At 43.7% G+C, this 12,379-nt stretch carries 11 protein-coding genes; 1 reads left to right on the forward strand and 10 read right to left on the reverse strand.

Translation table 11 applies throughout. The features are described 5' to 3' along the window. Nucleotides 1–52: 52 nt before the first annotated feature. From rnb to moeA, 4 genes are all read right to left on the reverse strand, one after another. Nucleotides 53–2,032: an exoribonuclease II gene (gene rnb / locus AB3F25_RS03365; protein ID WP_373604099.1), complete on the reverse strand. Its 1,980-nt coding sequence runs from the start codon at nucleotides 2,030–2,032 to the stop codon at nucleotides 53–55. Between the two features lie 65 nt (nucleotides 2,033–2,097). Beyond that, nucleotides 2,098–2,886, reverse strand: coding sequence for an enoyl-ACP reductase (locus AB3F25_RS03370; protein ID WP_373604100.1), 789 nt, complete (start codon nucleotides 2,884–2,886; stop codon nucleotides 2,098–2,100). A gap of 455 nt (nucleotides 2,887–3,341) precedes the next feature. After that, nucleotides 3,342–4,073 carry a molybdopterin-synthase adenylyltransferase MoeB gene (gene moeB, locus AB3F25_RS03375; RefSeq protein ID WP_373604101.1) on the reverse strand — a complete coding sequence of 244 codons (732 nt, stop codon included), beginning with the start codon at nucleotides 4,071–4,073 and terminating at the stop codon, nucleotides 3,342–3,344. Between the two features lie 2 nt (nucleotides 4,074–4,075). Then, nucleotides 4,076–5,290, reverse strand: coding sequence for a molybdopterin molybdotransferase MoeA (gene moeA, locus AB3F25_RS03380; protein ID WP_373604102.1), 1,215 nt, complete (start codon nucleotides 5,288–5,290; stop codon nucleotides 4,076–4,078). 137 nt (nucleotides 5,291–5,427) lie between these two features. Here moeA and folE point away from each other — a divergent pair, with 137 nt between their 5' ends. Then, the gene (gene folE, locus AB3F25_RS03385; protein WP_373604103.1) at nucleotides 5,428–6,099 is read left to right on the forward strand and encodes a GTP cyclohydrolase I FolE; all 672 of its coding nucleotides are present in this window, start codon (nucleotides 5,428–5,430) and stop codon (nucleotides 6,097–6,099) included. A 98-nt stretch (nucleotides 6,100–6,197) separates the two neighbouring features. Here the strand turns inward: folE and nrdB are convergent, their stop codons facing one another. From nrdB to AB3F25_RS03415, 6 genes are all read right to left on the reverse strand, one after another. Then, nucleotides 6,198–7,328: a class Ia ribonucleoside-diphosphate reductase subunit beta gene (gene nrdB, locus AB3F25_RS03390; protein WP_373604104.1), complete on the reverse strand. Its 1,131-nt coding sequence runs from the start codon at nucleotides 7,326–7,328 to the stop codon at nucleotides 6,198–6,200. A gap of 175 nt (nucleotides 7,329–7,503) precedes the next feature. Beyond that, nucleotides 7,504–8,163, reverse strand: coding sequence for a hypothetical protein (locus AB3F25_RS03395; RefSeq protein ID WP_373604105.1), 660 nt, complete (start codon nucleotides 8,161–8,163; stop codon nucleotides 7,504–7,506). Between the two features lie 54 nt (nucleotides 8,164–8,217). Then, a complete protein-coding gene (gene nrdA, locus AB3F25_RS03400; RefSeq protein ID WP_373604106.1) occupies nucleotides 8,218–10,488 on the reverse strand; it encodes a class 1a ribonucleoside-diphosphate reductase subunit alpha in 2,271 nt (756 codons plus the stop codon). 265 nt (nucleotides 10,489–10,753) lie between these two features. Then, complete coding sequence (gene dolP / locus AB3F25_RS03405) at nucleotides 10,754–11,335, reverse strand: division/outer membrane stress-associated lipid-binding lipoprotein (protein ID WP_373604107.1); 582 nt, start codon at nucleotides 11,333–11,335, stop codon at nucleotides 10,754–10,756. A gap of 80 nt (nucleotides 11,336–11,415) precedes the next feature. Further along, a complete protein-coding gene (locus tag AB3F25_RS03410) occupies nucleotides 11,416–12,000 on the reverse strand; it encodes an SIS domain-containing protein (protein WP_373604108.1) in 585 nt (194 codons plus the stop codon). An 18-nt stretch (nucleotides 12,001–12,018) separates the two neighbouring features. Beyond that, nucleotides 12,019–12,378, reverse strand: a complete 360-nt coding sequence (locus AB3F25_RS03415) for a YraN family protein (protein WP_373604109.1) — start codon at nucleotides 12,376–12,378, stop codon at nucleotides 12,019–12,021. Nucleotide 12,379: the final 1 nt, after the last annotated feature.

A 12,379-nucleotide genomic window follows, 5' to 3' on the forward strand; every position in this document is an offset into this window, starting at 1 on the left:
TGCTATTTTCAGAGTACAAAAATGGCGTTTATTAAAAACGCCATCTTGATATTTAAGCAATGATTTGTCCGACGATGCTCCGCGTTTCTTCTTTCACTTCCGTGAGCTTCACTTTCACAATATCGCCAATTTTGTAAATGCGTTCGCCTTTGATGTAAAGAGCAAGCTCATCAGGGTTTACCAACATTTCTTCTTTGTTGTTGTGTAATGTGGAAGCCGGAATAAACATCGAGGCGCCGTTTTCTAATAATTGCACGCGTAAACCGCCACGCATCACATCTTGCACTTCCGCCTCGAATTCCGCATTTTCCGCAACTTTGTCGGCAAGATAGCGACAATATAGCCAATCGGCAATGTCGCGTTCCACTAGACGATTTTGTCGGCGTGCTTCTTGCAAGCGGGAAATTACACTATCTTGCGGTTTTTCCGTAGGTTGCCCTGTGAGCACCGCTTTGATTAGGCGATGATTCACCATATCGGAATATTTCCGAATTGGCGACGTCCAAGTGGCATAACCTTCTAAACCTAAGCCAAAGTGCGGTGTGAGTTCTGTTTTAAATTCCGCAAAAGTTAAGTAACGACGCAAGCGAAATTCCAGATAATCGCCTTCAATCGGTTCAATATCATGACGCATTTGGCAATAACCGTTTAAGGTTGCTAAATTTTCCACAGAATAACGTTCGGCAAGTTCGGCTTGGTTTTCTTCATTAGCGAGATTTACCATTAAGAAATTATGCGCGTTTTCTAAGAATTTTTTATCAAAGCCGGTATGCGTGTTGAAGATGCCCGTCTGCGCTTGTTCGTGCAAGAATTGTGCCGCGCAAATATTGGCGATAATCATTGATTCTTCCACAATTTGATTCGCAATACGGCGATATTCCGCTTTGATTTCCTGAACATGACCGTTTTCCGCCAATACAAAAGAATAATCCGGTTTTTCTTTGAATAATAAAGAATGGGTTTTACGCCAGTTTATCCGCGCTAGCGTAAATTGGTGCAAACGTTGAATTTGCTCGGCAATCTCGGCGGTTTCGGGTTGCCAGGCTCCTTCTTGCCCTTCTAGATAATCGGACACGTTGTGGTAAGCGAGTTTTGCTTTAGATTGCACATAAGCGGATACAAAATGCGGTTTCGCGGTGATGTTGCCCTGTAAATCCGTTTCGATATAACACACGAGCGCCGGACGGGTTTCGTTTGCCATTAAGGAGCAAAGCTCATCGGAAAGCTCGCGCGGCAACATCGGAATATTAAAACCCGGCAAATAGTTGGTGAAACAGCGTTGTTTGGCGTCTTTTTCGATTTGCGAATCCAGTGCGATATAAGCCGTTGGATCCGCAATCGCAACTACCAATTTCCAGCCCGTTTGTTCGCCGTTTTGTTCAATTGGCTCGATGTAAAGCGCATCGTCCATATCTTGCGTGCTTTCGCTGTCAATGGTAACGAAATGAAGTGCGGTCAAATCTTCACGCGTTTGGTTATCCAGCATTTCATAACGATCCGCGCCTTGTACCGGATAACGTGATTGTTCGTGACGAGCCAGCGTTACCCACCAGGGCGCGAATTCATCGTCAGCGCGGCAAATGAATTGGTTAATGGTGGCGTAGAAAAAACGATCATCGCGCAACGGATGATTTTTTAAATTAGCGACTACCCAATCGCCTTCCTGCAACTCCTCTTTCACCGCTTTGGCTTGTTGCGCACCGATAGGCTGATTGATGTTCGGGTGATCGACCAATACTTGCAATTTCTTGTCTTTATTGAATCGTACTTTGGCGATAAAACGGGTGAGCATCGGCTCAATTAGAGATTCCGGCTCAGCTTGTTCTTTGTCGCCTTGTTTTTCGATCGTTGCGAAAATTTTGTCGCCGTGCATCACTTTTTTCATTGCCGGCGGTGCGATGAAATAGGTTTTTTTGTCACATTCTAAAAAACCGTAAGCTTTATCGGTGCCTTTGACGATGCCTTCCACGCGTTCTTTGCTGTCGTGGATTTGTTGTTTAAGTTGTGCGAGTAATGGATTGTCTTGGAACATAATTCATTTTAAAAAAGAGAAAGGCAGACTGAAAAGCCTGCCTAGAAATAATGGATACGAAAAAATTATTCTTCGCCTAATTCGCCCATGGCGGTGATGCTGAAACCGGCGTCGACGTGCACGATTTCACCGGTGATACCGGAGGCTAAATCAGAACATAAGAATGCTGCGGAGTTGCCCACATCTTCGATAGTCACTGTGCGGCGTAATGCAGCGGTTTTCTCGAAGGTTGCCAACATTTTCTTGAAGTTTTTAATGCCGGAAGCCGCCAAGGTACGAATTGGTCCGGCGGAAATGGCGTTTACACGAATGCCATCTTTACCTAAATCTGCTGCCATTACGCGGGTTGCGGCTTCAAGAGAGGCTTTGGCTAAACACATGACGTTATAGTTTGGAATCGCACGTTCAGCACCTAAGTAAGAAAGGGTTAATAACGCTGCATTCGGGTTTAGGTACGGACGTGCCGCTTGTGCCATTGCCACGAAGCTGTAGGCGCTGATGTCGTGAGCAATGAGATAACCTTCACGGGTTGCTGCGTTCACATAATCGCCGTCTAACTGATCGCCCGGAGCAAATGCGATGGCATGTACGAAACCGTCAAATTTATCCCAGTGTTTGCTTAATTCTGCAAAGCAATTTTGAATACTTTCGTCGGTAGCGACATCTAACGGCAGTACAATGTTTGCGCCGAATTCTTTGGCAAACTCTTCCACACGCGGTTGTAATTTTTCATTTAAATAAGTAAAAGCCAATTCAGCGCCTTGTTCTTTCATCGCTTTCGCAATGCCGTACGCGATAGAACGATTGCTGGCAAGGCCGGTGACTAAAATACGTTTACCTGTTAAGAAACCCATAATTTTTCCTGTTTGTTAGCGTAAAAAAACCTGCGTAGTATAAGCGAAAATTCGTTTTTGTACAGAGCAGACCAATCAGCAAATTAATATTATAGGCTTGCTGTTTTGGTACCTATATCATTTTGTATAAAAATTGTTCATAGATCTATTGATTAAGCAGCCGCCTCCGCGCTGCTATGTGTTGAAATCTCTTTTATGGCTAATTCGGCGTAAGTAGTTGATTTAGTTGTCTTAGATTGAGATGCTCAATCAGCACCGCATTGGTAGCTATCTTGACGGCGTATTAAAATATACATAAAGCTAAATATGAATGAATTATCTTTTATTTATTTGATGGCGGGGAACATACTGTAAATGCAAATATGCTAATAATGAGACTTAACAGCCAACACTCCCGTTTAGGTGAAATATCGAGAGCTCGGTAAGTAATATGATTTCCTATTTATCCCCTTCTTTTATGCCGAGATTCTAGGCAACTTTATTTCTCTTACATTCATCGAAAAACCATCAATCATCAGCAGTCTCCCGCACAAATTTTTGCCGATTTTTAACTGCACTTTGATCGCTTCCAGTGCTTGGATGGCGCCGACAATGCCTACGATCGGCGCGAGTACGCCGGCTTCGACACAGCTTAATAGATTTTGTCCGAACAGTCGGCTGAGATCGCGATAGGAGGGTGTACCGGGTTCGTAAGTGAACACAGAAACCTGTCCTTCCATTCTAATTGCCGCGCCGGAAATCAATGGAACTTTCGCTTTTTCACATTGGCGATCCAGTTGATTGCGAATTTCGACATTGTCGGTGCAATCTAAAATTATGTCAAAATGAGGCAGAATTTCAGCGAGCTTTTCTTCGTCGAGTTTAGCGTTAATCGTGTCGATTTTAACATGCGGATTAAGTTGGAGGAGGGCAATTTTGGCAGATTCCACTTTGGGCATTTCAAGCCGGGCGTCGCAATGCAACACTTGACGTTGTAAGTTTGAAAGGGAAACCGTATCGAAATCAAGCAATGTAAGATGGCCAACGCCGGCTGCCGTAAGATATTGTGCGGCGGCGCAACCCAAGCCGCCTAAACCAACGATAAGCATCTTGCTGTCTTTGAGCTTTTCTTGTCCGTCGAAATCTACCGCTTTGAGAATAATTTGGCGGTTGTAGCGCAATTCTTCTTGGTAACTTAATTCAGCCATGATTAACTCAAAAGATGGTTGAAGGGTTCAATGGTTACTGTTTCACCCGCTGCCACATTGCCGCGTTCTTGTTCCAATACGATAAAACAGTTACTTTTTACAAACGCGCTAAACAGATGCGAGCCTTGGAAACCGACCGGTTGTACTTCAATTTGGCCTTGCGCATTCACTTGGTAAAAACCACGCTGAAAATCTAAACGCCCCGGTGCTTTTTTCAAATTAGCTGCAGCAACGGTTTGCAAGTGTGGTGGATTTTTCCAATATTTTTGTCCTTGCAGTTTGGCAATAAGCGGTTGCACTAGTTGGTAAAAGGTGACTAGCGCAGAAACCGGATTGCCCGGCAAACCGCAGAACCATGCGTTGTCCAATTTACCGAAAGCGAAGGGCTTACCGGGTTTTATGGCAATTTTCCAGAAATTCACTTGGCCGATTTTTTCTAATACGGCCTTGGTGAAATCCGCTTCACCCACGGAAACACCGCCGCTGGTGAGTACTAAATCCGCTTGGCGTTGTGCGGCGATAAAGGCTTTTTCGAATTCCGCTTCATTGTCCGGTAAAACACCGAAATCGATTACTTCGCAATGGAGCTTTTCTAATAATAATTTCACGGTGAAACGGTTAGTGTCGTAAATTTGTCCCGCTTGTAACGGTTTGCCTACTTCCACCAGTTCGTCGCCGGTAGAAAGTACGGCGACTTTTAAACGGCGGTAACATTTTACTTCGGCAATACCAAGGGAGGCCAACAGCGGCAAGGACACCGCATTGAGTGGTGCACCTTGTTGTAGCACGATGTCGCCTTCTTTTATGTCTTCGCCGATGCGGCGAATATTTTGGTTCGGTTTTGGCAGTTTGGTAAATGTTACGCTGCCGTCTTCATTCACTACGGCGTCTTCTTGCATCAGCACCGCATCGGCGCCTTCCGGGAGCATTGCGCCGGTCATAATTCTCACTGCACTAAGCGGCGACCATTCTTCTTGAAACGGCTTGCCGGCAAAGGATTTGCCCGCCACGGGAAGTGTTAAAGATTGTTGCAAATCCGCTAAACGCACGGCATAACCGTCCATGGCGGAGTTATCGAAGGAAGGCACGTTAATCGGTGAAATCACGTCTTCGGCACAAATTCGATTGGCCGCCTCTTGTAAATTGAGGGTTTCGCTTTGAGTCGGAAAGGTTAATTGTTCAAGCATTTGCGCACGGGCTTGTTCCAATGTAAGCATAGAAAATCCTTATTTGAGAAAAATTGTCGGTCATTCTATCGCTAAAGGCGGATTCATTCAAATTAGCAATTTTTCTCATTTTACCAGCCGTCTGTCCTTTGCTAGAATACCGCATCATTTTTTTAGGAAAGATTGTTATGAACGAAATTTCACCCGATATTCTCTCTTCTGATGCGGTTAGCGTGCGCAATGCCTTGATTGCCAAGGGGATTGAAACGCCGATGCTTGATCCCGCGCAAAGCAAAGAGAAACGCCGTACGGGAATTGCAAAACATATGCGCGAAGTGATGACGTTGATCGGGCTTGATTTGCGAGATGATAGCTTGGAAGAAACGCCGAATCGATTGGCGAAAATGTTTATCGATGAAATTTTTAGCGGAATGGATTACGCCAATTTTCCGAAAATGACGAAAATCAAAAATCAAATGAAAGTGAGCGAAATGGTGCAAGTGAACGATATTACGTTGACGAGTACTTGCGAGCATCATTTTGTCACTATTGACGGGCAAGTTTGTGTGGCTTATTACCCGAAAGATTGGGTTATCGGGCTTTCTAAAATTAACCGTATCGTGTCTTTTTTCGCGCAACGCCCGCAAGTCCAAGAGCGTTTAACCGAGCAACTTTTGGTTGCGTTTCAAACCATTTTGGAAACTGATGATGTGGCGGTGTATGTGAAAGCGACTCACTTTTGCGTGAAAGCACGCGGCATTAAAGATACCCACAGCTATACGGTAACGTCTGCTTACGGCGGCGTGTTTTTGCAAGATCGCGATACGCGTAAAGAATTTTTGGCGACAATTCGGAAGTAAAAATGACATTATGAAATAGGACCGCATTGGAGCCCCGTCAGACGGGCATTCAATGCGGTCCTATTTTATAACCTTAATATAAGGTTAAGAAGAACCGATTAGAGATCGAAATCGTCGAAATCTTTGGTGTCCACTTTGGAGTCAATTTGACCGACAAGATAAGAACTCACTTCCACTTCTTGCGGCGCCACTTGTACGTTGTCGGAAACCAACCAGGCGTTGATCCAAGGAATTGGGTTGGAGCGCGCTTGGAATGGCAATGGCAAACCGACCGCCTGCATACGGATATTGGTGATGTATTCCACATATTGCACTAAAATGTCTCGGTTCAAGCCGATCATGGAGCCGTCTTTGAACAAATAATCCGCCCAGTCTTTTTCTTGTTCTGCTGCCGCTAAGAATAAATCGTAGGCTTCCTGTTTACATTCTTCCGCAATTTCCGCCATTTCCGGATCGTCTTGACCTGCCGCCATAATGTTTAAAATATGCTGCGTGCCGGTTAAGTGCAAGGCTTCATCACGTGCGATAAATTTAATGATTTTCGCATTGCCTTCCATTAATTGACGTTCCGCAAAGGCAAAAGAGCACGCGAAAGACACATAGAAACGAATGGCTTCAAGCGCATTCACGCTCATTAAGCAAAGGTAAAGTTGTTTTTTCAAATTACGTAATGTCACGACACATTCTTTGCCATCTACGGTGTAAGTGCCTTCGCCGTACAGGCTGTAAAGTTGGCTGTCACGGATTAAATCGTCGTAGTAAGAAGAAATGTCACGTGCGCGTTTGATGATTTCTTCGTTCGTCACGATGTCGTCAAACACGATAGACGGATCGTTCACAATGTTACGAATAATGTGCGTGTAAGAACGGGAATGGATAGTTTCGGAGAACGTCCAGGTTTCAATCCAAGTTTCTAATTCGGGAATCGACACCAATGGCAACAACGCCACGTTCGGGCTGCGACCTTGAATGGAATCCAGCAAGGTTTGATATTTTAAGTTGCTGATAAAAATGTGTTTTTCATGCTCAGGCAACGCCGCGTAGTCAATGCGGTCTTGTGACACATCCACTTCTTCCGGACGCCAGAAGAAAGAAAGTTGTTTTTCAATGAGCTTTTCAAAGGTCTCATATTTTTGTTGATCGTAACGGGCAACGTTAACGTTTTGACCAAAGAACATCGGTTCTTTTAATTGGTCGTTTTTAGTTTGTGAGAAAGTGGTGTATGCCATGGTTTTTTCCTATTTTTTATTTTGAGGACTTACTGGTGGAGTTGCAGGTCTTTGAGAGATAGGTTTCTGATTAATGTTTAGATTGAATCCTGCCGTATTTAATTTGTTATTTGGAGAATTTAATTTGAGCCCCTCATTCAAGCTACTACATTTTCCATTTAGCTTAGAAATACTTTTATTTCTCATTTTGTACCTCATTAGGAGTGGTTGATATCATTAAATTATCATATTTCTCAGATATGCTAATATAATTTACACAGTATAAAAGATTAGCTGATTTATCATCAAAATTAAAAACCTGGGCATCATATATACATAGTTCGCAAAGTCCATTTGATTCATGTATAGAAACGGGAATTCCTCGAATGATTATTTTCTTATCCCAAATTGTAATATCCATCCAATGATTTTCATTCGCTTTGAGTATCTGCTGATAAACACTATAATCTCCATATTTTCTTGTTATTTTTAATGTCATAAGTAGCTTAGATAAATATTCTTTATTGTCTATATGAGTTATAAATAGACCAAGAAAAAATGAGACCATGCTTGCAGCAATAACTTCATTATAAGGTAGACCAAGGTTTGAATTAACTTCCCATACATGGAGATATTCTACGCGATTTAATGTGAAATTTTCATATCCAACTTTAGCACATTGATTTAATAACGAAAGAATTTGTAATATTAAATAAGATAATATGCCATACGAAATTATGAATAATGAATATTTATAGTTGTTCCACTCTTTATGTTCAGTGAATTTATCTATAAGCATAGTAACTATGATGCCTGGTAGCAAAAGCATTACAATTTTTATTGTCAATTCATTCATATTAACTAACCAAAATGATGTTAATCCATCCTCTTAAGAAGGGATTGCTACCCATTAAATCTTACACGCCCCACCCGCGCAACCATCATCCAAATCTTCTTGGCTGTCTTCGGCACCGTCACGGGTGTTTTGATAGTAGAGGGTTTTTAAGCCGTATTTGTAAGCGGTTAACAGATCTTTTAACAACACTTTCATCGGTACTTTGCCGTCTTCAAAACGTTTCGGATCGTAGTTGGTGTTGGCGGAGATGGCTTGGTCTACGAATTTTTGCATGATGCCGACCAAGTGTAAGTAGCCGTCGTTACCTGGGATGTCCCAAAGCAATTCGTAGTTTTCACCGAGGTTTTCATAATCCGGCACCACTTGTTTCAAAATACCGTCTTTCGAAGCTTTGACACTCACATGACCGCGTGGCGGTTCGATACCGTTGGTGGCGTTGGAAATCTGTGAAGAGGTTTCCGACGGCATGAGGGCGGTGAGGGTAGAGTTGCGTAAGCCGAATTCTTTAATGTCTCGGCGCAGGCTTTCCCAGTCGTAATGCAACGGCTCGGAGGTTAAGCTGTCGATGTCTTTTTTGTACGTATCGATCGGCAAAATACCTTGTGCGTAAGTGGTTTCGTGGAAATATTCACACGCGCCTTGTTCTTTCGCCAAGTTCATGGAAGCTTTCAATAAGTAATATTGAATGGCTTCGAAAGTGCGGTGGGTTAAATCGTTGGCGCTGCCGTCAGAATAACGCACGCCGTGTTTCGCCAAGTAGTATGCGTAGTTAATCACACCGATACCTAAAGAACGACGGGCAAGGGAACTGCGTTTTGCCGCAATCACCGGATAATCTTGGTAATCCAATAAGGCATCTAATGCACGCACCGCAAGATCTGCCAAATTGTCTAGCTCGTCTAAGTTGTCTAATTTGCCCAAGTTAAAGGCGGAAAGGGTACAAAGGGCGATTTCGCCTTGTTCATCGTTAATGTGGCTTAACGGTTTGGTTGGCAAGGCGATTTCCAAGCACAGGTTGGATTGGCGCACCGGCGCCACTTTCGGATCAAACGGCGAGTGGGTGTTGCAGTGATCCACGTTGTGAATGTAAATACGACCGGTGGAAGCTCGTTCTTGCATTAATAAAGAGAACAATTCCACGGCTTTTACGGTACGTTTACGAATAGACGGATCCTGTTCATATTGGACGTAAAGTTGTTCGAACTTGTCTTGATCCGCAAAGAACGCTTCATAAAGTCCCGGCACGTCGGACGGGCTGAATAGGGTAATGTCGCCGCCTTTGATTAAGCGTTGATACATTAATTTGTTGAGTTGTACGCCGTAGTCCATGTGACGCACGCGGTTGTCTTCCACGCCACGGTTGTTTTTCAACACCAACAGGCTTTCCACTTCCAAGTGCCAAATTGGGTAATACACGGTTGCCGCACCGCCACGCACGCCGCCTTGAGAGCAGGATTTCACGGCAGTTTGGAAATATTTATAGAACGGAATACAACCGGTATGGAACGCTTCGCCGCCACGAATTGGGCTGCCTAGTGCACGAATCGCACCGGCATTCACACCGATACCGGCACGTTGAGAAACGTATTTCACGATGGCAGAGGCGGTGGCGTTAATGGAATCCAAGCTGTCGCCACATTCAATTAACACGCAAGAGCTGAATTGACGGGTTGGCGTACGCACGCCTGCCATAATTGGGGTTGGCAAGGAAATTTTGAAGGTAGAAGTCGCGTCATAGAAACGACGGATATAATCCAAACGAGTTTCTTGCGGGTATTTGGAGAACAGACTTGCCGCCACTAATAAATAGAGGAACTGTGCAGATTCGTAGATCTCGCCGGTCACGCGATTTTGGACTAAATATTTGCCTTCTAATTGTTTCACTGCCGCATAAGAGAACGTCATGTCGCGCCAATGGTCGATAAAACCGTCCATTTCGTCCCATTCTTCGCGGGTGTAATCATCCAATAAAGCGTGATCGTATTTGCCCATGCGCACAAGTTTTTTCACATGATCGTATAAACGCGGCGGATCGAAATGGCCGTAGGCTTTTTTACGCAAATGGAACACCGCAAGGCGCGCAGCAAGGTATTGATAATCCGGAGAATCTTTGCTGATTAAGTCCGCGGCTGCTTTGATAATGGTTTCGTGAATGTCGGAAGTCCGAATACCTTCATAAAACTGAATGTGAGAACGCAATTCCACTTGCGACACGGACACATTGTCCAGCCCTTCTGCCGCCCAGGTAATCACGCGATGGATTTTATCGAGGTTAATTGGTTCCAGTTTTCCGTCACGTTTGGTGACCATTAAACTTTTATTCATGAGTATGAGCCTTGTTATAATAATTTTTAAACACAAGATATTGTGCTCGAAAAAGAATAGCGCACAAGATAATGTGTTTTTTGAGGCGGATCAAGCGATAAATTTTTTCTTGAAATGATTGACAAGAGATAACTTATTTAAAAACAAACAGTTTTTGAAAAATTATCAGTTTGTGAATTTTTTACTTGAAAAAGGACAAAAAATGCGGTCAAAAAATGTTGTTTTTATGACCGCATTGAGAAATGGATAATAGAAAAGTTCGTGATTAATTTAATAATTTAAAAACTTTCACCACGCGCTTAACACCACTGATTTTACTGGCAATTTCCGCTGCCGCATTGCCTTGAGCTTGGGTTACATTACCGAGTAGGAAGACTTCCCCTTTCTCAGTGATGACTTTTACGTCAGTGGTTTTAACGCGATCGTCAACCAACATTTTGGATTTCACTTGTGTGGTAATCCAACCGTCTTGACTGATTTGCGCTAAGTCCACTTTCGGACCGATCTGTAATTCGTTATAAACTTCGGTTACACCAAGCACGCCTTGGGTTAAACTGGTTGCCGTCTCTTTTGTGCTTGCGGTTGGTACCTGACCAATCAATAATACGCGCCCGCTGTAGGACACCGCATTGATGCGCGCTTCTGATCTGATTTGCGCGTCTTTATCCAAGGCGTTTTCGACTTTTAGCTCTAAGGTTTCATCATCTACTTGCGTGCCGACAGTGCGGGGATCCGTTGCCACTTTTGCACCGGCCGCGGCACCGCCGAGCACTGCCGCCACACAGCCTTGTAACATAACCGATGCGCCCAAAATAAAGGCAAATTTTTTAAATGGAGTGAAGGTCATTGTTTTCTCCTTTTATGTGAATGAATCAACGAGTTAGTCAAATAAATCGGAGAATAGTTTGGCGGGCAATCATTATCCTGTCAAGCGCGTGGAAACAAGGTCTGATCGATCAATTCGCAAATCGCATTGATTACGAATAAATGGTTTTCCAAAATCCGAGTTTCTTTGTTGGTCGGAATAGAAATTTCAAGATCTTCTTCCGCCAGTAAACCTTGAATCGCATCATTATTCGAACCGGTTAACGCAATCACGCCGATTTCTTTGCCGACCGCATTGGCGATAGTGTTTAACACGACTTTTTCCGAGCCGAGGGGAGCAAAGGCAAGCAGTAAGTCGCCCGTTTGGGCGACAGCGTTAAATTGATGTTGATAGAGCAGCTCCGCTCTTTGATCAAAAACTAACGAAGAACCCACTGCACTTTCTAAGCTTAATAACACGGAAGGAAAACTTGGGCGCTCAATATCATAGCGATTGAGCAGATTAGAGACCAAAAATTGCGCGTTGGCATAAGAACGTGAAATGCCACAAGCAATCACTTTATTACCACCGAGCAAGCATTGAATCACTTTTTGGCTGGCGTTCGCGATATTTTCGGTGAGTAAGCTGGAGGCGGAAATTTGAATTTGAATGCTTTCGCTGTAAATGTCTTTAATGTTTTGTAACATAGTAAGTTATGTTTGAAATTAATCGAGAAAATTAGCAATCCATTGAATATCTTGCGTATTTTGGCCAAAAGCGACGAGATCGAAACGGCAATTCGCATCTTCCAAACTTAAGTTACGTTCGGCAAGCCAAAGATTCGCCGCATCTAACCATTTTTGTTGCTTGCGCCAGTCCACGCTGTCTATGGCAGAACCGAAACGTGTGTCGGAGCGTTGACGCACTTCCACGAACACAATGGTTTCTCCGTCTTGCATAATCAAATCAAGTTCACCGCATTTGAAATTTTGATTGGCAGCAATAAAACGCAAGCCTTTCGATTCTAAAAAAAGGCGAGCTTGTTGCTCAAAGCTCGCCCCTTGTCGACGTTTTAAGGAAAACATT

Source organism: Aggregatibacter sp. HMT-949 (assembly GCF_041734645.1).
Lineage (GTDB): Bacteria > Pseudomonadota > Gammaproteobacteria > Enterobacterales > Pasteurellaceae > Rodentibacter.